The 25,067-nt window shown below is 36.2% G+C and carries 20 protein-coding genes; 12 read left to right on the forward strand and 8 right to left on the reverse strand.

Annotated features, from left to right (window positions below):
* The first annotated feature begins 27 nt into the window (after positions 1–27).
* The 4 genes from Q0977_RS11805 (at position 28) to Q0977_RS11820 (ending at position 2,175) form a co-directional block, all read left to right on the forward strand.
* Positions 28–867 carry a flagellar hook-basal body protein gene (locus tag Q0977_RS11805; protein ID WP_119414116.1) on the forward strand — a complete coding sequence of 280 codons (840 nt, stop codon included), beginning with the start codon at positions 28–30 and terminating at the stop codon, positions 865–867.
* Between the two features lie 27 nt (positions 868–894).
* Complete coding sequence (locus Q0977_RS11810) at positions 895–1,191, forward strand: DNA-directed RNA polymerase subunit beta (RefSeq protein WP_119414117.1); 297 nt, start codon at positions 895–897, stop codon at positions 1,189–1,191.
* A 20-nt stretch (positions 1,192–1,211) separates the two neighbouring features.
* Positions 1,212–1,655, forward strand: coding sequence for a 3-hydroxyacyl-ACP dehydratase FabZ (gene fabZ, locus Q0977_RS11815; RefSeq protein ID WP_119414118.1), 444 nt, complete (start codon positions 1,212–1,214; stop codon positions 1,653–1,655).
* A 208-nt stretch (positions 1,656–1,863) separates the two neighbouring features.
* Complete coding sequence (locus tag Q0977_RS11820) at positions 1,864–2,175, forward strand: hypothetical protein (RefSeq protein ID WP_119414119.1); 312 nt, start codon at positions 1,864–1,866, stop codon at positions 2,173–2,175.
* Between the two features lie 38 nt (positions 2,176–2,213).
* Here the strand turns inward: Q0977_RS11820 and Q0977_RS11825 are convergent, their stop codons facing one another.
* Positions 2,214–2,660 carry a YwpF family protein gene (locus Q0977_RS11825; protein ID WP_119414120.1) on the reverse strand — a complete coding sequence of 149 codons (447 nt, stop codon included), beginning with the start codon at positions 2,658–2,660 and terminating at the stop codon, positions 2,214–2,216.
* A 250-nt stretch (positions 2,661–2,910) separates the two neighbouring features.
* Between Q0977_RS11825 and Q0977_RS11830 the strand changes: the two genes are divergently transcribed.
* Entirely contained in the window at positions 2,911–3,363 is a 453-nt protein-coding gene (locus Q0977_RS11830) for a single-stranded DNA-binding protein (RefSeq protein ID WP_119414121.1), read from the forward strand.
* A gap of 438 nt (positions 3,364–3,801) precedes the next feature.
* Here Q0977_RS11830 and Q0977_RS11835 read toward each other — a convergent pair whose 3' ends face one another.
* Positions 3,802–6,570: a DEAD/DEAH box helicase gene (locus Q0977_RS11835; RefSeq protein ID WP_299514112.1), complete on the reverse strand. Its 2,769-nt coding sequence runs from the start codon at positions 6,568–6,570 to the stop codon at positions 3,802–3,804.
* 2 nt (positions 6,571–6,572) lie between these two features.
* Positions 6,573–8,144 carry a hypothetical protein gene (locus Q0977_RS11840; RefSeq protein WP_119414122.1) on the reverse strand — a complete coding sequence of 524 codons (1,572 nt, stop codon included), beginning with the start codon at positions 8,142–8,144 and terminating at the stop codon, positions 6,573–6,575.
* Positions 8,145–8,365: 221 nt separating this feature from the next.
* Between Q0977_RS11840 and Q0977_RS11845 the strand changes: the two genes are divergently transcribed.
* The 4 genes from Q0977_RS11845 (at position 8,366) to Q0977_RS11860 (ending at position 16,222) form a co-directional block, all read left to right on the forward strand.
* Positions 8,366–8,830 (forward strand): IDEAL domain-containing protein, encoded by a 465-nt coding sequence (locus tag Q0977_RS11845; protein ID WP_119414123.1) that lies wholly within the window; start codon positions 8,366–8,368, stop codon positions 8,828–8,830.
* Positions 8,831–9,979: 1,149 nt separating this feature from the next.
* The gene (locus Q0977_RS11850; RefSeq protein WP_299514116.1) at positions 9,980–14,398 is read left to right on the forward strand and encodes a S8 family peptidase; all 4,419 of its coding nucleotides are present in this window, start codon (positions 9,980–9,982) and stop codon (positions 14,396–14,398) included.
* Positions 14,399–14,603: 205 nt separating this feature from the next.
* Positions 14,604–15,359 carry a hypothetical protein gene (locus Q0977_RS11855; RefSeq protein ID WP_299514119.1) on the forward strand — a complete coding sequence of 252 codons (756 nt, stop codon included), beginning with the start codon at positions 14,604–14,606 and terminating at the stop codon, positions 15,357–15,359.
* 308 nt (positions 15,360–15,667) lie between these two features.
* Complete coding sequence (locus Q0977_RS11860) at positions 15,668–16,222, forward strand: YqjF family protein (RefSeq protein ID WP_299514122.1); 555 nt, start codon at positions 15,668–15,670, stop codon at positions 16,220–16,222.
* A gap of 187 nt (positions 16,223–16,409) precedes the next feature.
* On the opposite strand, the gene Q0977_RS11865 is transcribed toward Q0977_RS11860, so the two are convergent.
* Positions 16,410–17,090, reverse strand: a complete 681-nt coding sequence (locus tag Q0977_RS11865) for a hypothetical protein (protein WP_299514125.1) — start codon at positions 17,088–17,090, stop codon at positions 16,410–16,412.
* Positions 17,091–17,255: 165 nt separating this feature from the next.
* Positions 17,256–17,468, reverse strand: a complete 213-nt coding sequence (locus Q0977_RS18265; protein ID WP_367269475.1) for a sporulation histidine kinase inhibitor Sda — start codon at positions 17,466–17,468, stop codon at positions 17,256–17,258.
* Positions 17,469–17,945: 477 nt separating this feature from the next.
* Between Q0977_RS18265 and Q0977_RS11875 the strand changes: the two genes are divergently transcribed.
* Entirely contained in the window at positions 17,946–19,106 is a 1,161-nt protein-coding gene (locus tag Q0977_RS11875) for an aminotransferase class I/II-fold pyridoxal phosphate-dependent enzyme (protein WP_299514128.1), read from the forward strand.
* Between the two features lie 262 nt (positions 19,107–19,368).
* On the opposite strand, the gene tagD is transcribed toward Q0977_RS11875, so the two are convergent.
* Positions 19,369–19,773 (reverse strand): glycerol-3-phosphate cytidylyltransferase, encoded by a 405-nt coding sequence (gene tagD, locus Q0977_RS11880; RefSeq protein WP_299514130.1) that lies wholly within the window; start codon positions 19,771–19,773, stop codon positions 19,369–19,371.
* A gap of 71 nt (positions 19,774–19,844) precedes the next feature.
* Complete coding sequence (locus Q0977_RS11885; protein WP_299514133.1) at positions 19,845–21,011, reverse strand: CDP-glycerol glycerophosphotransferase family protein; 1,167 nt, start codon at positions 21,009–21,011, stop codon at positions 19,845–19,847.
* Positions 21,012–21,351: 340 nt separating this feature from the next.
* On the opposite strand from Q0977_RS11885, the gene Q0977_RS11890 reads away from it, so the two are divergent.
* On the forward strand, positions 21,352–23,487 hold the full coding sequence (locus Q0977_RS11890) for a bifunctional glycosyltransferase family 2 protein/CDP-glycerol:glycerophosphate glycerophosphotransferase (RefSeq protein ID WP_299514136.1): 2,136 nt from the start codon (positions 21,352–21,354) through the stop codon (positions 23,485–23,487).
* Positions 23,488–23,631: 144 nt separating this feature from the next.
* Positions 23,632–24,651, forward strand: coding sequence for a UDP-glucose 4-epimerase GalE (gene galE, locus Q0977_RS11895; protein WP_299514138.1), 1,020 nt, complete (start codon positions 23,632–23,634; stop codon positions 24,649–24,651).
* 125 nt (positions 24,652–24,776) lie between these two features.
* Here galE and Q0977_RS11900 read toward each other — a convergent pair.
* A partial coding sequence (locus tag Q0977_RS11900; protein ID WP_299514140.1) for a hypothetical protein occupies positions 24,777–25,067 on the reverse strand: 291 nt, incomplete at its 5' end.

Here is a 25,067-nt window from a genome sequence, read left to right on the forward strand (position 1 = left end):
TTTGGGTTACTTAGGAGGTTTACGTAAATGATACGTACAATGATTTCGGCTTCAAATACAATGTCACAACTACAACAACAGTTGGATACAATCGGTAACAATATGGCAAATAGCAATACACATGGCTTCAAAGCAAAGGAAGCTAAATTTGGCGAATTGCTATACCAAGAATTTAAAAACGATGAAGAAGACAAAACAAAGCGACAATCACCAGTCGGTATTCGTATAGGTGTGGGAGCTCGTTTAGCTCAGGCACAATTGAATACAAAACAAGGTGGCCTTCAACAAACAAATCGTGCACTCGACTTTGCATTTACAAAAGAAAACCAATATTTTAATGTGTTGATGCCAGATGGTAAAAATGGCACAAAAACAGCTTATACAAGACAAGGCGACTTTTATCTTTCGCCTATAAAAAACGGTAATGTAATGCTAGTCAATACAGATGGCTATCCAGTAACAGATGCCAATGGTAATGCCATCGTGTTGAAAGATGGGGCAAAAGACTTTGCTGTTTCGGAGGACGGAACGCTAAATGTTCAGTATAATAATAATACAAGCGTCAAAATTGAAATGGGTATCACACAGATTAAAAAGCCTCAATTGATGGAACATATATCTGATACATATATTGGATTGCCTAATAATTTTAATCAATTGGGTGTTACAAGAGCTGATGTTTTGCAAAACTTACAAGGTGCAAATCGTACACAAATAGGTATGCAAAATGGTAGCCTTGAAATGTCTAACGTAGATATTTCAAAAGAAATGACAGAACTTATTAATACTCAACGCTCTTATCAATTCAACGCTCGAACGATAACGATGGCCGATCAAATGATGGGACTAGTTAACGGAATAAGATAAGTAATTGTTTATAGAGGAGATTATGTAATGACAAATAATTCAACTGAACAGAGAACTGAAAAACCAACACCGCAACCGCGTACTCGCAGAGAAGCAAAGCAAAATAAAGAACTTGCTGATGAACGTATAGGTGGAAAATGGATCTCATCAAGCCTTTTTTCAATCAGTCTCCGAATCATCATTGTAGTTGTATTACTTGTCATTGCAGCATTTGCTGGTTCGGCGATTGGTTATGGTGTCATTGGTGATGGGAATCCGCTAAGCGTACTAAACCCAGCAACATGGCAACATATGCTTGATATTATGAATGGCAAACAATCCTAATAAGCAATAGGGGGAAGAAAATGCTAACTGTAGATCAAATTCAAAAAATACTTCCGCATCGTTATCCTTTTCTTTTAGTGGACCGTATTATTGAAATCGAAGAGGGGAAACGAGCTGTAGGTATTAAAAACGTTTCTATAAACGAACCATTTTTCACTGGCCATTTCCCTGGATATCCAGTAATGCCAGGTGTACTAATTATTGAGGCAATGGCGCAAGTTGGTGGGGTAGCACTACTAAAATCGGAAAAATTCCAAGGCCATTTAGCGTTTCTAACAGGTGTTGATAACGCACGCTTTAAACGCCAAGTAACACCAGGAGATCAACTTCATATTGAAGTTGAGTTTACAAAACTCCGCGGTGTTATGGGAAAAGGTCATGGTAAAGTAACAGTAGATGGTGAGCTTGTGAGCGAAGCAGATATTCTTTTTGCAATTGGACCAGCTCAACAAAACGAAGACTAATAAATGATACCGTTTCGAACATACTAAGTTTGAAACGGTTTTTTATTTGGCAAGATTAAATGTTGAAATTTGTTCTTATAATGATGCCCATAATAACTAAAATCATTTATCAATTTTAAGGATAGTTTTATTTTTTTCGCGCATCCTATTTTTGAATCGCACACAGCGTGTAGTGATTTAAAAAATATGATGGAAGGAGGAAATAAAAATGTGGAAGCAGTCAGCTGCGATCTTACTTTTTTCCGGACTTTTATTGGTAGGATGTAACAATAAAGCCGTCGAGGATACTCGTACAGAAACACCTATGGAAGATACAAATAGAGGTGTTAACGAAGGTGTTACTGATGATGGCATCACTAATGATGGTGTAAATGATAGTGTGAATCATCCTGTTGAACGAGGTATCAATGAAGGTGTCAATGACATTGAAAATGGCGTCAATGATGTAACAGATGACGTTAAACGTGGTGTCAATGATGTTACTGATAATAACGGCGTAATGGATAATAACAAAAGATAAAAAAACTTAGCATATCCAATCTAGGATATGCTAAGTTTTTATTTTTTGGTTTGAGTTGAACTCTTTAATCGCGGTCTCGTTCGCATATCGGATTTGAATTTTTCAAGAAGCTCATTTCCTTTTAAGCCTTGTTCAACAAGTTCTAAAAGTAATTGTTCGGCGTATTGGCGTCGACCTGAATTTAAAGTTCCCTTTAATAATACCGAAACATGCTTATGATCTGGCATTTCGATGATGTCTTGAACAACTACTCGAAAAGTTGCAGGCTCATTATCTGGATAAGAAATTACAGCACGTACATTTAAAATAGTATCTGTCCCTTTATAAGGGGCAAAGTCAGTGGCATATTGTCGATCTATATACATCTCTAAAATCCAAGATTTATGACTACTCTCTTGATTAATAATGATTCCATCGGTTAGTGGGTAGGATTGTAATTTTTCATCTTTCAATAGTTCCAACGACAACATTTTAAATGTCTTCACTGAATGAACTCACCTAGCTTTCGACCAATTTTTTTAATAATTATAACATATAAAAAATTAGCTAAAATAGTATTTTGCATAGTTTTTGTAAATTAAGAAACCTAATAATGGCGCAATTTACAACAAAATGTGTGCTTTTAAAACGCAATTTTGTACATAAAAAGAAGTACAAAATCATTATTTCGCCATTTTGCGCAAAATACGCAATGTCATTATGATATGGATAAGTTAGAAGAAAGGAGGTGACAGCTTGAACCAAGTTGCCCTTGTTGGACGGATTACAAAAGATCCAGAATTACGACAATTATCAGAAGGGAGGGTGCAAACCAGTTTTATCATAGCAGTCAATCGAAATTACAAAAATGCTCATGGAGAGATTGATGCAGATTTCGTCCCATGCTCTGTTTGGGGTAAACTAGCTACAAATGTAGTGAAGTATTGCGGTAAAGGCTCACTAATTGGGGTTGGGGGCCGACTGCAAACAAGGTCCTACGAGCGTGATGATGGAAAAAGAGTCTTTGTCGTTGAAGTAGTTGCTGAAGAGATACGCTTTTTAGCATTAAAAGAACGTGAGGATAAAGGTGTTCAAAAAACATCAGAACAAAAAGAACAGACAACTTTGCAAACAACATCTGGGCAATCTCAAGAAATTCCAGAAGGTTTTGTATTACCAAAAGAAGAAGCAAGTTTACCAATAGGATAAAGTAATCATATCCTATCAAATTCTAATATTTGTCAGAAACATAGTTAGTACAGCAAATCCTACTGGAAAGACCGCGCCAATAGGTTTGATGAATTGATCCAAATAAATTAACCAATCGATCATCCTATGGAACAATTCAAAAATTGCTGTATAAATAACAAAATTCGTTATGTACAGCATACATAACGAAAATACGTAGTTGTAATATAAGAGAATAGTATATTTGGGGATATACTATTCAAGATGAAAAGGCGTTTTAAAACTTTGTCTATGGGGTAACAAGCGGATGAAGTCATCATAGCATGACTTTATCTGTACATAATAGTCTAATAACTGATGATAGAAGAGTGTTTTAAATGTGGCTATAAACAATAGACACTCTTTTAAGCAAAAAAGTAGTTGAATAAGGAATATGATTCCCATTCAACTACTTTCCTTCTAAAAGTTAAAAGATAACAAATCCATAATTTCTTCGTCTTTTAATTCTGTGATCCATTGACTGGATTGAATTAGTTCTTCTGATAGTGCTTGTTTTTCAGACAGCAAAGTATCAATTTTCTCTTCGATAGTTCCTGTCGTAATAAATTTATGAACATGGACAAATTGCGTTTGCCCAATACGGTATGCACGGTCAGTTGCCTGGTTTTCAACAGCTGGATTCCACCAACGATCGGCATGAAGGACATGGTTTGCCGCAGTTAAGTTCAGACCAGTACCTCCAGCTTTTAATGATAGGATGAATATAGGGAATTCTCCTTTTTGGAATGATTCCACGAAATAATCACGCTGCTGTTTCGGCATACTACCTGTCAAAAATGGTACATCAATATCATATAGCTCAGATAGACAATGTTGTAGTAGATGCCCCATTCCAATATATTGCGTGAAGATTAAACACTGTTCTTGATTGTTGGCGATATCAGATGCAAGTGTGACAATTCGCTCTAGTTTCTCTGAACGGCTAAGCATCTCTTTAGCCCCTTCGAATGGTTCTTTTAAATAGAGGGCAGGGTGATTACAAAGCTGTTTTAACTTACTAAGCATTTTCAAGATAAGACCTTTTCGTTCAAACCCAGATAATGTCTGCAACTTTTGCATCGTTTCTTGTATAAAACTTTCATAAAGAACAGCCTGTTCCTCAGTTAGTGGACAATACTCTCTTTGCTCAAGTTTGTCAGGTAAATTCAACATAAGAGCAGGATCTCGTTTTGTACGACGCAATAAGAACGGTTGAATTTTCTTTCGTAATCGTTCTTTATGGCTTTCTGATTCATCGCGTTCAATTGGAGCGATATATTCTTCTTGGAATCGAGAAAAACTACCTAAATAACCTCTATAGATAAAGTCGAAAATAGCCCAAAGCTCTGATAATCGGTTCTCAACAGGTGTTCCTGTTAAAGCTATATTATGTCTGCCGTGAAGCCTTCTGATAGCTTTAGATTGTTTCGTATGCATATTTTTAATATTTTGGGCCTCATCAAGAGTAATATTCGTCCAATCATGATTTTCAAGCATATCGACATCTTGTGTAATCGTCCCGTACGTAGACAAGACAACTTGAGGTCGTTCTTTATCTATAAATTTATCAAAAGCGACATCCTTTAAACGGTTTGAACCATAATGTAAATATACCTTTAAAGAAGGAGCAAAACGCTCTAATTCCTTTTGCCAGTTTCCAAGTACAGATGTAGGGCAAATGATAAGTGTAGGCGGAGCATCATTTTCATGATCATATACATGAAGTAAGTAAGATATCAGCTGAACAGTTTTCCCAAGCCCCATATCATCAGCTAAGCAAGCTCCAAAGTTTTGATCACGCATAAAGACTAGCCATTCAAATCCTTCTTGTTGATAAGGACGCAAAGAAGCTTGTAAATGATCAGAAACTTTAATAGCAGGCATACCCTTCTTATCAACCAACGTTTGTACATAGTCACGAAGAGATTGTTGCATTTCAAATTGGAAGAAAGGATCATCTCGGTCATCATCTTCCTCTTCTTCATCTGGAATAGTAAGCTCCTCTGGTAACTCTTGGAATAATAAATCTTTAACTGTCCAATTTTCATTTTCTGCTCGATCCATCAATTTTTGAATTTCTTGCATCCAAGCAGCGTCGACTTTTACCCATTCAGTACCAGCTCGTATAAACTCACGATTATCATTCACCATTTGTTGGAACTGTTCAACTGAAATCTCTTGACCATTTAACGAAAGCTTCCAATCAAACGTTAAAATCTCTTGTAAACCAGCAGCAGACTTATAATTAGAGGCAGTATTTGCACTGGCACGAACTTTAATACGAGAATCTTTGAGATCCTTGAGCCATCCGGGAAGTACAATCTCAAAGCCTAGAGCTTGTAGACGAGCAAAATCTATGCGCAAAAATTCTCGTACTTCAGGATCTTTCAAGTTTACAGAAAGAAAATATTCTGCACTGACGTCTTTCATATAATCATGACTACGCAATAACCCAATTACTTGTTGTTGAAGTTGCTTAATCCCTTCTGCTTGTTGGACCCATTTTTCGGGTAATGCATTTTCAATTGGGAGTCTTCTTTTTCGCATAGGTGGAGCCCAATAGTTAGCACTTTTTTTATTTCGAATAACGGTCTCAAGGAACCACTCTTCTTGATTTTCTCCGGGTTCCCGTAAACGTAAGCCAACAAACACTGCATCATCAACTTTTTTCGGCTTGATCGGCCAACCGCCATTGCGGAAGAAAGGAAGGAGAGAAGGTAAATCATGTATAGTTAATCCTGCTCCTAATAGCTTTTGAATAATCGCCATTTGCAGTAGTTCTTTCACCTGATCATCGATTGATAAATCGATTGTAAAATCATCTTCTCCAACAGAGATATTTTTCCACAGATCTTTGCTATACCAATATTTAGAAGCATTAGCAGAAGCGTTTAACCAATTATTTGAGTTTTCATCAATGCCAACGTACGAAATGAATGGATGTTTATTTTCATCTGAAAACAATTCCACCATTTCAAGTGGTGAAAGGGTAATAGTATACGATGTATGATTTGCTGTAAGACCATAAAAAGCAGGTTCGTATTGAAAGAAAAGAAAGGATAGCCATTCAGTTGCAAGTAATGGCGAACCATTCTGATCGTGTGCTTGCAAAGAAAAGGATTGTCCGGATTCAGTTTCTACACTAAGAGAGATTGTTTTTAAAAAAGTATCCGGTACTGTTGCATTCATAGTCATAGCTTCAAGTTTCCTTTCTCAATTTCTTCTTGTAATGCACGAAGACGTTTATATTGTTGACGTGTTTGATCGACATAATCATTCCAAAACTCCGTTTTACCACTTTTCTTTGCAGCAGCCTTCATCTTCTTCCAAACACGTACAGCTTGTTTATAATGTTGACGTGATTTTTGATTTAACTCATTCATAGCAAGTGCATGATAAAGCGGCAGAAGTACCTCAGGTTTTTCTTCTAATACCGTTTTTAATCCACACAGCTCCAAATAGGCAAGCGAAGAAGGAAAACGATGATGAAGTGCGGTCCATTCAGTAAAGCGACCACGTTCTATTAAAAACAGAGAATAAGGTTGCATACCGTACATACCTGAAGCTGAAAATAAAACTTCTGCTTCTTCGTCATTAAGATGAACTTTTGAACATAATTTATTGAAAGCATTCACAAATGCTGAGCGATATCGGGTTGATAGCCAACTATTGATGAATGAGTTTAAATAAGGAAGCATTGCACGTACAATCATGGAAAGCGCTTGGTCATCTTCGTTGCGGTCTGCAAATCTTGCTAAATCCATCCATATAAGCATATCCGCTTCATTTAAATCGATAAGCTTTTGTTCAAGTTGATCGTATTTTTTTAACATGATTAAGAACATCGATTCAATACTTTCAACTTTAACATCATCAGCAATATGTCGATCATTCTTGATCAAAGCTAGTTCTGTTTCTCGACGGGATTTCTCATTAAACATAGATTCCCAGAAAAACGTATAGATGTATAACCTTTGTTCAAAGTAGCCTTTTTGGTGTAACAAAAAATAATTGACTATTTTTTGCAATGTATCATAGAAAGGGTCTGTCGCAAAAAGACGAGGTTTTGAAGAAGTTAAGCGAATAAAATCCTTCACTTTTTCTGCTTCATGTTCTATAAAATTATTGTAATATGTTTTATAAGATTCGTTTGTCGGATGCAGATGTTTCCATGTGTGAGATAACAAAGCAATATGCGTAAATAATTTATATAAGCTTTGCCATTCACGCTCAAGCGGAGTATGCTGGAAAATTTGTCGTTGCATATCAGCGAAAATACTCTCAACTAAATATGGATTCATAACAGGTTGACTGTACAAATTGCTCTTATAAACATTCTGAACTAAACGCAACCAAGCTTCTGGAGATCGCTCATCTTTTAACAAATTCATCTGAGCTGATTTTTTCGCCCGAAATCCTTCAAGCCATGTTGATAAAGAATCAATATATTGATATAGAACAAACAAAGCCGCCAGTTTATGACGGCACCAATGTTCTTTTGGACAATCACAAGTTAGACTGTCAGAATTTATTTGAAATGTCACGTTCGTCGGTGTTGCGTCTTGAACTACAAAAGAAATGACATTACGTTCTTCACTATAAGTAGTAATCTTTACATAGTTATGACGAGCTAAAAAAGCAGCACGTCTGACTAACTCGTCATCTTCACTATTTGTTGTATGAAGATCTAAACTAATTTGAGCCATTTGATTACGAATAAAATCCTCGTAACGTTTGGCAATATCAGAAATATTCGTATTCATATCATCGCTCCTGCAAAAAAACTTTCCTTTCATTATAAATCTTTTTCATACTATTCGTAAATGTAAAAGGAAGTTTTTCAATACAAAGTCATGTAACGTTGTTTTAATTTGCTGAAAACAGCAGAAAAGTTCTGAAAAGACGACAAATATTTTAGTGTCATTTAAGAGTGTTTAATGATACTATATTAATAATCAGAATATTCCTTCGAAGGAGGGGGCCTATGTTAGAAGTAAAAAGAATGGAACCTTTCTACACGAAACGAGATGGTGCTCGCCTGAAAATGGTCTTTGCTTACCAATACTTCTCTATTATTAAGGATGAGGAATTATTCCATTTCATCCCTGTAGAAGGAAAGGAAATAGTGATTAATCTATCATCATTACAAATTGAAAACCTATCTGAAGTTTTCGTATTCCAAAAGGGCAGTCGTTTCATACGTCTACCTTTGTATCAATTATTACTTGTTTCAAATATTCACGATCACCTAGAACTAATTTTAGATGAACTGCAATTGAAACGTGGTGAACAGCTTTTAGAGGCACCATCAGAATTGGATATACTCATAAAAGAACTGGAAGATTCCAATCGCTTACGGTTGATCGATGAAGCTTTAGAACAACGCGATGAAGAGTTATTTTACACACTTGCAAAAGATTTAAAACCTATGGAGGACTTAAGAAATTGAATACGCAACACTCTTAAAAAGCACCTATTCATTGCTAAATGACTAGGTGCTTTTGACGTGCAGCTAGATAATTCGATAATCCCATCGCACAATAAAGATAACATGCACCTTCCACAACAAATTATCCCTCTTATATAAAATTTTCACTTAGAAATTAATGAGAAAACGCATTAATCTAACGAATCCAGAAAAAAACAAATAGCAAGAGAAACAAAACCGCCATACTTCCTCCATAAATCCAAATCACCGCATCAAAAAAATCCAGCCCTAAGCGTCTCCATAACCTCCTCATCATCATCCCCCAATTTCTTTTCATCCTTACCCAAACATATGCAAGGCTAAACATTAATGACAGTAAATAGATGAATCTAAGGAAGATTATGTACTCTAATCCAAACTTTTTACAAATCAAACCCATAACTAAATGACTAAATCTAATTTAACTGTTTGGCACTTATTTTAAATTGAGACATATAGACACAAGTACATACAAAAGTACATATATAGAAAATTCATCCTATAAATAAGAAAATTTATAACACATAAATGGACCTATGCGGATAAAAAGAGTAGATATTCAATTTTTATATGGAAATAAATAACTAAATACAATTAGAGCTTGATATATAACAAATACCAAATCAAGAAAAATAACTTTATTGTCTAATAGCTAGAAATTGTTATAGTTATTTTTTACTGATTAGTAATTAAAATTTAAATATCCAAATGACATGCTTTTATCCTTTTTGGGTGTAATTATGCATTTTTTATTTTATGAATTATAAGGTTATTATATTAATCACTTTTAAAATCCCCATGAAACCAGTAATAACAGGCACTTTTAGTAGTTAGATTCGGTTTTCAATCCTCTAAATTAAATACTAAAGTCCCCCATGTGATTAGTAGAAAACGATTAATTTTGAAAATTCTAAAAACTTTCGACATAGACTAACAAAATTTTTGATTTTGTTAATATATAGTAACTTTAACAACTAGAGAATGTATCCACACCTTTGAATCTATTTACCTAAATGCCATTTGGGAAAGGGGGGAAAGGTGTTTTCTTTTTCTTTGGACTTATTAAGTTATCTTAAATTTTCTTACATCTAGAAAACGAGTAACACCCAAAAAATAGAGGGAGGAATGCGAATGGAAAGGAAAGGACGTTATGCTAAAGCATTGAGTCTTGCTACATCAGCACTTATGGCATTTTCGATGCTAACGCCCAACATTGCAGGAGCGAAAACAAATGAGATTCACTCATCATTCAGTGAGTCCAATCAAAATTCAATTGTTGTAAAAAATAAAGTAAGTAATAGTTTACTAGAGGATTTCAAAGATGATGAAAAACTAACTTTCTTGATTAAATTTAAAGACAAATCATCTGTCAACAAAGTAGCTACACAAGCTAGAAAAAGTGCAGAGAAGGACAACCTATCAGCACAACAAACGAAATTTGTGCAACGCTCTGCAGTAGTATCGGATTTAAAGGCGACATCTCTTGAATCACAAGAATCCGTAAAGCAATATCTTGAGAAAGAAGTTAAAAAGGGCAATGCAAAAGACATTGAGTCTTACTATATCGTAAATGGTATGGCTGTTACGGCTACAAAAGAGGTAGCTGAGAAGGTTGCAACTTTTGAGGAAGTAGAAAAAGTACTACCAAATGAAACACGCCAACTTTATACGACCAAGGTAAGTTCTGAAGAAGATCCATCATTTTTGAAAGTGAAGGATCTACCTAAAACGAAAAAAACTGCTGAAACAAAAGCAAAAAATGCAGTTGAAGAAAAAGCTAAAACTTCAAGTATTGAGTGGAATGTTGAACGTGTAAAAGCTCCAGAAGCTTGGGAGATGGGTATTGATGGTAGCGGTACGGTAGTCGCAAGTATTGATACTGGTGTTCAATGGGACCACCCCGCATTGAAAGAAAAGTATCGTGGGTACAATAAGGCTACTGGGCAAGTATCAAACGATTTTAACTGGTTTGACGCAACCTCAGCTGGACGAGCTACCCCATACGACGATCTTGGACATGGAACACATGTAACAGGAACAATGGTCGGTAGCGAACCGAATGGCACCAACCAAATCGGTGTAGCACCCGGAGCAAAATTCATCTCCGTTAAAGCATTTACTTCTAATGGTGGAACAGATACAGACCTTTTAGAAGCAGCAGAATGGATTTTGGCGCCAACAGACTCAAGCGGTAACGCACGAGTAGATATGGCACCTGACGTAGTAAACAATTCATGGGGCGGCGGTCCTGGACTTGATGAATGGTACCGTGACGTTGTACGAAATTGGCGTGCAGCTGAAATTTTCCCAGAGTTCTCTGCAGGAAACACAACACTAACAAATCCAGGTGGAGCTGGTTCAGTAGCAGCACCAGCAAACTATCCTGAAAGTTTTGCAACAGGCGCAATTGATATCAATAACAAAGTAGCAAGCTTCTCATTACGTGGGCCATCACCATATGACAAAATAAAACCAGATATCTCTGCTCCAGGAGTTAATATCCGTTCATCTGTACCAGGTGGCGCTTATGAAGGTGGATGGAATGGAACATCTATGGCTGGTCCAGCTGTTTCTGGTGTAGCAGCACTTTTACGTCAAGTGAGTGCAAATTTAACTGTTGACGAGATGGAGGACATCTTACTCGAAACAGCAACACCATTAACAGACTCACAATATCCTCAAACGCCAAACCATGGTTATGGATATGGATTAGTTGACGCTTACCAAGCAGTATCATCCATCGCTACTGGTCTAGGAACTATTGATGGACAAGTAACGAAGCAAGGTGAAGATGATGAAGCACCAGTCCTAAAACATACTGCACCAAAAGAAACTTATGCGGGTATGGATTTAGAGCTAACTGCAACTGCATCAGATAATATTAGCGTTGCATCTGTTGTTTTAAAATATAAAGCTGCTAACGGCGATTGGAAAAATATCGAAGCAGTCCGTAAATCTGGCGACTATAAATCAGGCGAATTCAGTGTGAAAGTCCCTGGCGAAAATGTTCCAGTTGGTGACTTCAAATATAAATGGGTTGTCAATGATTTTGGTAACAATGAAGTTGTAAGTGATGAGTACACTGTAAAAGTCAAACCAGGCATTACAGTAGGTTATTCTGAAGACTTAGAATCCCAACCAGTTGGATGGACATCATTTGGTAACCAAAATAGCTGGGAATGGGGTAAACCAACTTCTGGCCCAGGAAATGCTGCATCTGGTGAAAAAGTTTATGCTACTAATTTAGCAGGAAACTATGCGAACAGTATGAATGCAACATTAGTGATGCCACCAATCGATCTTCCAGAAGGAAATGCATTTTTACAATTTAAACAATGGTTTAATTTTGAAAAGTCTACTTCTGGTAGGGAATATGATTATGGCACAGTCTTCGTCTCAACAAACAAAGAAGACTGGACACAACTAATGAGAGTTTCTGGCGCGTCGAATGGTTGGCTAGATGCTGAAGTCGACCTATCTGCATATGCTGGTCAACGAATTTATATTGGCTTTAATGGATTCTCAGATTCAAGTGTTCAAAAAGAAGGCTGGTATATTGATGACATAGCATTAACAGACAGTTCTCAAACTAGCAAAGTATCAAAAGGTAAAGATAAGAAAACAGGTGTGATTGTTGTAAGTGGTAAAGGAAAAGACAAGAATTCTAAAAAAGAAGCGATTGATCCTAAAACTATTAAACCAACAAAACCTGAAAAAGAATCAGTTCCTGTTGAAGAAAAAGTTGTCAATCCAACACTTCTACCATTAGGAGCACAAGTAAGCATTTTAGAATCTAATCGTTCTGTATATTCAGATCCTGCTACAGGTTCATATTCATTGAAACATAGTACAGGAACATTTACAGCAAAAGCGGAAGCTTATGGATTCACGTCTAAACAGCAATCTGTAACAGTTGAAGCAGATGAAACATCAACGGCTAACTTCACATTACAAGAAATCGCTCAAAACACAGTAAGCGGTAAGATTACTGATGAGTCAACGGGTGAAGGAATCGAAGGCGCAACAATTCTTCTTAAAGAAGATGCAAATATTGCACCTGTAACAACAGATGCTGAAGGTAATTACTCTATTAAAGCTTATCATGGGGACTATACATTAAAAGTAGTTGCTCGTGGATACAATAGCCAAGAGTTTACCGTTTCAATCGGTGAAGAAGCAAAATCGAAGGATATTCAATTAAAACCATTCTACACTTACCCAGGTGGAGAAATTGGATACGATGATGGAACGGCTGAAAATGCACGTGCATTCAATGCAGCAGGTAATGCATGGGCAGTGAAAATGTCACTCCCAGAAAACGAAAAGCAAGGGATTGTAACAGATGGCGTATTCCGTTTCTGGGATACAACATGGCCAAACCCTGGTGGCACAGCATTTGAAGTAGAAGTATGGGATGCAACTGGTGCTGAAGGTACTCCAGGTAAAAAACTTGCAGGTCCAATTAATGCAACTGCTCTACGTAATGGCGAATGGACTGTTGTTGACTTAAGTGAGCACAATATCATTGTTAACGGCGACTTCTATATGGTATATCGCCAAACAAATGCAAATCCAAATGCTCCTGGCCTTGCAACAGATGAAGATGGCAAAAATGCGGAAAGAAGTTATCAAGCTGTTTCTGGCACATGGTCTAAATCACCAGCAGAAGAGGGTAACTATATGATTCGCGCACGCGTTAGCTATGAGGTGAATGCACCAGTTATCACTTCACCAGTAGCAGAGTCGGTAACAAGTGAATCTGCGGTTCAAGTTGAAGGGAAGGCTTCACCAACAACAGAAATCACCCTAAAACAAAATGGCAAAGAAGCTGGTAAAGTAGTTGTTGGCTCTGACGGTAAATTCTCAATCCCAGCTACACTAGTAGAAGGGGAGAACACGTTATCAGCAGTATCTAAACTGGCTGGTAAAGTAACTGGAGAATCTGAAGCGATTAAAGTAACTTTAGATACAGAAAATCCTACTTTGACTATCGACAGTCCACAAGATAGCTCAAAAACAAATCGTGAAACTGTAACAGTTGAAGGAACAATTGCTGATGCTAACCTTGACTGGGTTAAAGTAAACGGCAAAGAAGCCAAAGTATCAAACGGTAAATACTCTCTTCGTATCCTTTTAGATGAAGGTACTAATGAGATCAAAGTAGTTGCACAAGACAAAGCAAAAAATAAAGTAACGAAAAAAGTAACTGTAACTGCAGATTACACTGCACCAGTAATTGAAAACTTAACACCAGCAAAAGATCTTACATTGACAACTGGTAAAACAGTTAAAATCGTCTTTGATAGTGAGCCGGATGTGAAAGCAACATTCCTCATCCACATGCCATTAACAAACGTAAATGATACTGTATCAAACGCTACAGAACTCCCACTGACTGAAGAATCAGATGGTCATTATGTAGGATACTGGACTGTACCAGATGGAACTGTAGCAGACGGAGCAGTGATCGAAGTTAAAGCGGTCGACAGCTTCAAAAACGAAACACGTCAAAAAGCTGCTGGTAAACTGTATATTAATCTATCGAAATAACATAAAACTTACCCCTTTTAAATAATAGGAGATGTCATCTGTATTTTCAGATGGCATCTTTTTTTATGGCATAGCCCCATTCGTGCAAGAGAAAAAAAGGAATGTTTCAAAAGCTAACTTACCTCCAAATATAAAAGTACAGCATGTTACCCAACTATTCCCCATTCCCAAGTAAGCATACACTACTATGAGAGGGTGGGGAGACATGGATGAAATCGAACAGTTGTTGGAAAATATTTTACCACCGACAGCCACTATTCTAAAATTACAAAACAACAGACCGGCCATTTTGTTGGCAGATATAGATGGAGACCGCTTAAAAGAGCTAATCGTTGCTTATCAATTTAGAGGAGAAAATTATCTTCTTTTATTAAAAAAAACAATAGACTATTGGTACCCCGTTATGGAGATCAAAGGAAAAGGATATGCAATCACTGAGCTAATGGCAGTTCAAATAACCCCCAATGGCGTAAAATCACTAATCGTAGGTTGGCAAATTGGAAGCATATGGTCAGAACTAATCATCTTACAGTGGAAGGGCTATGGATTCACCAATTTGCTTCCGAACAATACGGTTTATAGTAAATTATTTGTGGAAGATATGCCCGGACGATACGGAAAAGATGGTCAATACAAATTGGCAATTTGGAGTCATGATACAGGAGATGCCTATATGGTTGACGTATATCGATACGATGGCAAAGAGTTTGTACTAGCCAAAGATGTTTATCCCTATTATTTTAAAAAAGTTGTTTCTTTTTATAAACAATTAGTCCAAATCTACAATTACTCATACTACTGGTATTATTTAGCGGATGCGCAACTAAAGGCAAAAGAACTTGATGATGCTCTAATTTCCATCGACAAAGCTCTAAACTCAACATTCCTCTATCCATCCAAAGAAAAAATGATTGATCTAAAACAAAAAATACTCAAGAAACAATTATCGTCAGATGGATGAGTTATATATCCGTTCACATAAAAGATAAAAGCTCGAACTGTGAAAAACGGAATCGAGCTTTATTCATGCAGGACTTAAATTGTGTAGAACGTGGATTCAATTTCTATAAACGCGGGAGGAGAGCTCGAAACCGCGTGACTGACGCCGAAAACCGCGTGACTGACGCCGAAAACCGCGTGACTGACCACCGAAACCGCGTGACCTCGAAACCCTACCTAAATAAACCATCATCAAATCTGTTGTCTGAATCCACTTGCTATTGCAAATACTATGTATGATCATGACTTTCTGAAAAGAGGGATACATATATGAGTAAAGGACCGTGGGTGATGGAACAGGAATGGCAGGATGTGTATTTTCTTCATTGGCCGATAATGGCAAAGGACTTGCGAGAACATGTGCCACAAGAATTGGAGATTGATACATTCGATGGAATGGCCTGGCTTGGAGTTGTGTACTTTCAGATGAAGCGTATGCGCGTAAGATTTATACCACCTATTCCAGGGACAAGCTCTTTTTTGGAGCTAAACGTACGAACTTATGTGAAATATAAGGGAAAGTCTGGTGTATATTTTTTTAACATAAACGTAAATAATCCAATCGTATCGAAGCTAGCGAGTGTAGGGGACATACTACCTTTTCAGTTTGCGAAAATGTATGAGAAAAGAGACAAAGATATCTTAACATTCCAAAATAGAAGGGAAGAAAATGGTCATACACCAGAAACATTAATAGCCACTGTTAAACCAATATCTGAGCCAATCATGCGGACACCACTAGAATTTTGGCTAACAGAACGGCATTATTTATGGACAAAAACAATGGGGACACTGATCCGACAATATAATGGACATACGCAATAGGTATTACAGCGTACACATGGAGTCGTTCATGAAAATACAATAGCGCCATATTTAATGGGCCAAGTACAAAAGAACAAACCGATTGTCCATTATTCAAAATATAAAAAAGCTTGCCTTTACTTGCCGATAAAAGAAAGCCAGACAGAAAAATAATAAAATTGTAGCCACATTAACAATGTTTCACACCTTAATACCGGCACTGGAAATATTGATAGAACTGCATCACAACAGCATTTGAAAGCATATCAGCCATCATTAAAACTTCCATAACAATCTGATCAAATGTTTCAATATCATCTTTATATTTTTTCTGAATCATCGTAACGGCTTCTTTTTTCGTTAAATCCAAATGAGTATAGAACATCTTCTTAACATCTTCTTGTTGTAAATGAGGATTAATCTTGCTCCAAAATAGGGCAATATCATCTGCATTCTTATACCATTCTATCTCTTTGGCATTTGCGGTAGTTGTATCACCTTTAACAGCCGCTGTAACAAGTTCAGCTGCAATCGTAAGATGATCATGGATAAGCTTTGTGTAATGATCCGCCACTTGATCACCATAGAAAGGACGAAGACAATTTCCTAAATCTGTCGCATTTCTTAAAAGACGTTCTTCAACAAATTGTACATCGGGTAAGTTAAAAACGATACTCGTAATTACCATACGAGTCCAGTTTACATGCTCCATCCAAAGAAGCCGATTCATACTAACATAATCTGTTTCGGCCTTACTTTTACAGCGATAATCATATATTGATGGAGGTTGCACTAGAAAAAATCGAACAGGAGCAGTGTATTGAGAATAAGGTGGTTGATACATTTGTGTTAACGAATACGAGATAACACCATTTGAATAAGGATTCAATTTATATCCTCCCACGTTTATTGATCTGGCCACAATACTTTGGATAATGGCCCATAAGCATAGAATATGCAGATGTATGTGAGGTTGTTAAATACATTAGTACTCAAAAGTAAACAATACATACAGTTAGTAAGTATTTACTTTTTGAGCACACCTAAAAACAATCTAAGCAAGGTTAAAATATCTATTGAATGCATTTGAATCTATTGGGGAAGTTTTGATGACGTCAATATTTTCTGTATTAGAATCTAATATCATTCTAATTGCAATTCGCCTTAAAATTTCATCCTCTAACAAACGAATAAAATCTGTGTTTAATTGAAATGTCTTCGCTTCGTTGTAAGCTTCGATTAATAATTCGTCCGATAGTTTATCCATTTTTATATTCACCTCCATCTGAAAGTTTCATGTTCTAATGTATATAAAAGAGGAATATATTGATAGTTGCTAAGTTGTACATTTAATTTATCAGATTGTTCAGTGATAAACAACTGGCATATTATCCACAACTATAAGTGGATAAGTTGTGATTAAACTGTGTGGATAAATAACGAAATGTACGTACAACTATGTGGGGAATGTGTATAAACTTATCCACAATTTACTGAATTGGGGAAATTTGTCGAAAAGTTTTTATGAAAACTTTGATTATAAAAGTTCTAAACGAATAAAATGCGGAGCAAATTTTAATATCTTTTCCGAACTTAATGAATAAATAATTAGAATATTTAAAATTTATCTAATAAATTATCAAATACACCCAAAAAATAAGCAATAAAATATTTCATTTTTCAGATTTATGAGTATAATAAATACGATAACTAAATTTAAACATAACGAAAGAAGGATTTTCACATGTCTTTATCAATGAATCCAAAAATGGATCAACTAGGTTTACCTGGAATTCGTAAATTTTCAAATCAATTAGTTAACTATCCAGATGCGATTAATTTAACAATTGGCCAACCCGACTTCCCAACACCAGCATCAGTAAAACAAGCCGGAATACGAGCGATTGAAAATAACTTAACAACTTACTCCGCAAATCCAGGATTAATCGAATTACGTAAAGCAGTGGCCGCCTTCTTCGCCGAAAAATATAATTGTCACTACAAACCGGAAGATGAAATCCTTGTTACAAACGGTGCAACACAAGCTATTGACTCTGTTTTCCGTACAATCTTAGCACCTGGGGACGAAATCATTTTACCAGCACCAATATATTCTGGATATGAACCAGTCATTACGTATTGCGGTGCAAAAGTAGTTTACCTAGACACAACAGATACAGACTTCCAACCATCTGCCGAACGCCTAGCAAAACTAATCACACCAAAAACAAAAGCCGTTTTATTTAACTTCCCATCTAATCCAACAGGTGCAACAATTTCCCATGAACAAATGGATGCACTTGCAAATGTATTGAAGGATGAAGATCTTTACATTATTTCAGATGAAATCTATAGCGAAAACACATTTGTCGGAGAACATCGCTCATTCGGTTCCTATGCCGAGCTAAAAGATCGCCTATTCCTTATCCATGGTCTTTCTAAATCTCACTCCATGACAGGATGGCGCATAGGCTTTTTAATGGCAGACGCTCGATTAATCGCTGAAGTAGCGAAAATTCATTCATTCAATGCAATCTGCGCAGCGCTTCCAAGCCAATATGCAGCAATCGAAGCACTAACCAATTGCAAAGATACGCCACAAGAGATGAACATAAGCTATATCAAACGACGCGATTATGTCTACGATCGCCTTGTTAAAATGGGTATTGAAGTAAAAAAACCAAACAGTGCATTCTACATCTTCCCATCTATCAAGAAATTTGGACTAACATCTGAACAATTCGCAATCCGCCTCATGCAACGAAAAGAAGGCGGCGTCGGTGTCATCCCAGGATCAGTTTTCACACCATACGGAGAAGGTTACCTACGTATCACCTACGCATACTCAGACGAAGAACTTAAAGAAGGCATGGACCGCCTAGAAGCATTTATCAAAACACTTTAATCATTAGAATCTAAGCCCTAAAGTTAGCAAAATAAAAACTAACTTTAGGGCTTTTTATAAAAAACTAATAGAAATAAAACTATTAGATATAGAAATAAAATCCTTCAAAAAAGAAATAAAAGTCCCCATAAAGGAAATAAATCCCGCTAATAAAGAGAAAACCCCTAGAATATAATTAGAAAAATTATTACAAAACAAAAAACCCCAACAACATAAGTTGTCGGGCTTTTTTGTTGTCTATAAAATTTTAGGCAAGGCTTTATTATTTTACAGTAGTAGCTGCAGCATTTAAATCTTTTTTAATCTTCGTAGTTGAAATACCTTCTGTACGTGGAAGATAAATAACTTCACAATAGTCTTTTAGGAAATCGAATTTTCCTTCCCAATCATGTCCCATTACGAAAGTATCGATGTTATGATCTTTCACATCTTGGATTTTTTGTTCCCAAGTATTTTCTGGAATAACTTCATCTACATATTTGATGGCTTCTAAAATAGTTTTGCGATCTTCATAGCTGTAATATGCTTTTTTGCCTTTTAATGCATTGAATTCATCAGTCGAAATTGCCACAACTAGGTAGTCGCCAAGTGCTTTGGCACGGCGTAAAATATTAACATGACCAACATGTAACAAATCGAACGTACCATACGTAATTACTCTTTTCATATTGTGCCTCCATAGATATACTAATGCGTATTATATTACAATTTATACAAAAATGAAAGAACTCCTGAGGCTTACTCTCCTCTTAAATCTTTCAATAAATAATCCACTAATTTGCTACTAGCATTGCCATCTGAAAACATATTCCATGTATCAGCAAATGTCTTAACTTGCTCCATATCAAACTCATCTTTTTTTAACACGAATACAAGTTCATCATCTGTAGATACTACTGGTCCGGGGACTAATTTACTGTAATCTGTCCAAAATCCACGTTCCATTTCATATTTTTCAATATCATAAGGATAGAAAATTTGTGGCTTGCCCAACAAAGAAAACTCAAATGGTATAGAAGAATAGTCACTAATGACATAATCCGTTACACATAGAAGTTTATTGATAGGTACATCATTTTCTACTGAGACGATTAACGGATGGCTAAAGTTCCCTAAATTATGTGCCACCGCTGGATGTAATTTAATCATCATAATGTAGTTTTCACCAAGTTGCTCTATAATATCCTCAAAATTTAGAGGGATACTTTGCGCATCGAGTTGTTGATCTCGGAAAGTAGGCGCATATAGAATAACCTTTTTGCCATTAAGCATCGGATATTTTGTAAGCATCTCTCGTCTTGCAGCTTCTACCGCATCTTCATCATAAAAGAAATCTGTACGTGGAATCCCTGTTCGCAATATTTGCTGATCCTGCATGTCAAAAGCAGCCTTGAAAATAGGAACCATCTCATCAGAACCGACGACCACTTTATTCATCTGACTGTAAACTCGTTTGAAACGTTTAATAGCCCTAGGTGAACGAAATAAAACACTAGGATCTTGCATACCAAATTTCTTCACCGCACCTGCAGCATGCCACAATTGAATACATTCAACATTAGGTCGGAAATTCATAACACTTAGTATAGCAAAATAGTTATCCACTAAAACAGTTTCAGCTGTCGCTAAATGATAAAGTCCTTTAACATAATCGAACAAATTGCGAATCTTAAAGGACAATACAGTATCTACATTAGATCTTATGAAACTTTCTTTACATTTGCTTGTACGTAAAACTACGACATCTTTAAAATCACGTCTTGTAAGTTCGTTCACTACAAAACGAGCATTATCACCAAAATCGCAAAGAAAAACGATTTTCCTCTTCAAAGGAAACATATTGAAAATGAAAAAAATACATTTATTTATAAATAAAAAAAGTCCTATTAACCATTCTTTTCTCATTCATTCACCCAATCTAGAAATTCTTATCTATAGTTACAGATTATATCATATCTCATAATCCATTTTCTAAAAAGAAGCAATATTCATGTCGAATCTTGTCAAATCCTAAGATAAAGGAAATTAAAGGAAACAAAATAATGCTTTCTGAATGCAATGTTTTAATAAATTCTATAAGATTTCTCATCAAATTCTAATTTTCGACTGAGATAATTAAATTGAAGACTGTCAAAAAAGTATATAAATAAAATATGCGACACTTTTGAAAAATAATTGTCTTCTTGAAATCGGTTATTCATTAAGAAAAACAGTGCAACAAGTTAAAAAGGGGTGTCAAATATTTATGAACCAAAAAGTAAGTGTCATAGTACCCGTATACAACACGGAAGAATTTTTACAAGAATGTTTACAATCTATAGCAGGGCAATCATACATAGATTTACAAGTTATTATTGTTAACGATGCATCGACAGATCAATCCCATAAAATTATTGACCAATTTGTAACTCAAGATCATCGCTTTGAATGTATTACCAACCACAAAAGAATGGGTGTTGGCTACTGCCGTAACCTAGCTATTAAACAAGCAACAGGAGAATATGTGTACTTTGTAGATAGTGATGACATGCTTCACGAAAAAGCTATCGAATATCTTTTACAAGGAGATAAACCAAACACAATTTATACAGGCCATGTTGTGAAAATAGATAAAAAAGATAGTATAGAAGATTCGACGAAAGAGCAGGAAGAAGAATCTTTACGTACAAAATCCCTTCCACACTTTGAATTTTATAAACGAATGGCAGTATCAAGTGCGCTTTTCCCACTAGAAGTGATTAAGTCCCTAGATTTAAAATTTGACGAAAAAGTGGATAGCTATTCCGAATTATCTTTCTTAATGCCAATTTATAAACAATACAAAATCGTAATGGGAAAAAACTCATACTATTATCGTAGAGTTAGAAATGACCCTATTACCAATCCATCATTAGGTCAACGTGAACGTGATGTATTACTTCAAGACTTTGCGGATATTTACAGTCGACTAAAAAAGGAATATGAAAATAATAACGAAGCAGTCAGCAAATATTTAGATATCCAGTTGATCAGATTATATCGCTCAAAATTCATCTTATTGATGAAAGAAGAAGACAAGAAAAAATCTGCATTTGAAACTCTTTCTACAATCATGAAGTTAGTATCATACAACCAATTGAAAAAACAAAATGTTGTCATTCGCGGAGAACTTAAAGCTTTACAAAAAGGACAATATAAAAAATACTTCCGTCTCTTAGGTTTCCACCATTTTGTAAGAGATACAAAGAAATCTATGACAAGCGTTAACAAGTTCTATCGTCAAATCTATCGTGGAATCTTTATGAAAATGCCATTGAACGACAAGAAAGTTGTTTTCGGAAGCTTCCTAGGAAAACAGTATGCAGATAGTCCAAAAGCAATTTATGAATATATGACAAAACACTATCCTGATTACGAATTTGTTTGGGTTTTCAATGAAACAGGCCGGAAGCTCCCAGGAAAAGCGAAACAAGTAAAACGATTAAGCCTTGCATATTATTATCACCTAGCGACAGCTAAATACTGGGTCAGCAATATGCGCCAACCTCTTCATTTGAAAAAAAGAGAAGGCAATGTTTTCTTAGAAACTTGGCATGGAACACCATTAAAACGCCTTGTATTTGATATGGATGAAGTCTATTCAGCAAATCCAAAATACAAAAAGAATTTCTACCAACAATCGCGTCTATGGGATTATCTAATCGCAGCTAACCCATATTCATCTGAAATTTTCAAATCAGCATTTAAGTTTGATAAGAAAATGCTTGAATACGGCTATCCAAGAAACGATACGTTATATCAAAACAACAACGGAGAATATATAACAAAAGTAAAAAAATCACTCAACATGCCATTGGATAAGAAAGTTGTATTATATGCACCAACATGGCGAGATGATGAATTTTACGAAGCAGGAAAATACAAATTTGACTTAAAATTTGATCTTCAAAAGCTACGCGATAAGCTTGGCGACGACTATATTATTATTTTGCGCATGCATTATTTTATCGCGGATAATTTGAACATCGATGGCTTTGAAGGCTTCGTCTACAATATGTCAAAACACGATGATATCGCAGACCTATATCTAATCTCAGATATTTTGATCACCGATTACTCATCTGTTTTCTTCGACTATTCAAATTTACGAAGACCTATCCTTTACTACGCATACGATTTAGAAAAATATCGAGACCAATTGCGTGGGTTCTACCTAGATTATGAAAACCAAATGCCAGGACCAATTTTAAAAACAACAGACGAAATCATCAATGCTGTTCAACATATCGATCAAATCGAAGAAGACTATAAAGAAAAATACGATGAATTCTACGAAAAAATCTGCTGTTGGGAAACAGGTCACGCAACCGAAAAAATTGTCCAAGAAGTATTTAAAAAATAGGGAAAAGATGATGTCTTCTCATAGGCATCATCTTTTTTTATCAAAAATTATCATTCCCTCATAGATTCAGCTACAAGAGCATATGAATCTATAAAAGCGGTAGATAGAAAAGTATCGCTGAATCCAGAAAGTGGGGGAATCATCTTGCATACAAACTGTATCTTAGTAACAGGAGCAGCAGGATACATTGGATCACACACATGTATCGAACTATTAGAAGCAGGATATCACATTATTTCATTAGACAATTTAAGTAATAGTCATTCAATAGCCCTTCAAAAAGTCCAAGAAATAACCGGAAAGACTTTTCCTATTATAGAAGGAGATATCCGGGACAAAGAACTTCTAGATCAACTGTTTAACAATTACAAAATAGATGCGGTCATGCACTTTGCAGGACTAAAAGCAGTTGGCGAATCTGTTGAAAACCCACTCATCTATTATGACAACAATGTCAAAGGAACTATCGAGTTACTCCAAGCAATGCAACGTCATCACGTCAAAAAATTGGTATTTAGTTCTTCAGCAACCGTTTATGGTATACCAAAAGAGGTCCCAATCGATGAAACCCACCCCCTAAACGCCATTAACCCATATGGTCAAACAAAACTAATAATTGAAAGAATGTTACAAGATATCGCCCAGGCAGATACTGAATCACGCATCGCTTTATTGCGTTACTTCAACCCCATAGGCGCACATGAAAGCGGGAAAATAGGAGAAAATCCATCCGGCACTCCCAATAACTTAATGCCATACATTACACAAGTTGCCGTCGGAAAACGACAAGAACTCTCCATCTTTGGTGATGATTACGAAACCGTTGATGGAACAGGCATACGTGACTACATCCATGTAGTCGACCTAGCAAAAGGACATGTAAAAGCACTAGAATATCTCTCCGATTACAAAGGAATCGAAGCCTTTAATCTCGGAACAGGAAAAGGCCACACTGTTCTAGAACTAATCCAAACTTTCGAAAAAGTAACTGGAAAGAAAATACCATACAAAATCACCAACCGCCGCCCAGGTGACAGCGCCATTTGCTATGCCAACACCACAAAAGCACAACAAACCCTCCACTGGAAAGCGCAATTCAACATCGACAAAATGTGCCAAGACTCATGGCACTTCCAAACAAACAACCCAAACGGATACGAATAAAGAGCCCGAATAGAGGCTCTTTTCTTTTGAACCGAATGATGAACTCAGCCAAAGAGAGGAATCACCTGCAAAGCCGATAAATTAATGTCCGCTATGACGTAAATTGCTGAAAGAGCGAATACAATTCAAAAAAGAGCGAATAAAGTAGCCACAAGAGCGAATAAAAACCTCGAGGGAGCGAATAAACCAGGCCAAAGAGCGAATAAACCCTTTCTCCCAGGAACCCCCTGATCAAATAGAAAAAATTCAGTACAGCCCCGCAAGAATGAAACCTCGTTATGACTTAAAATGCTAAGAGAGCGAATACAATTCAAAAAAGAGCGAATAAAGTAGCCGCAAGAGCGAATAAAAACCTCAAGAGAGCGAATAAACCAGGCCAAAGAGCGAATAAACCCTTTCTCCCAGGCCCCCCTGAT

The sequence above is a fragment of the uncultured Rummeliibacillus sp. genome (assembly GCF_934216135.1).
Taxonomy (GTDB): Bacteria; Bacillota; Bacilli; order Bacillales_A; family Planococcaceae; genus Rummeliibacillus.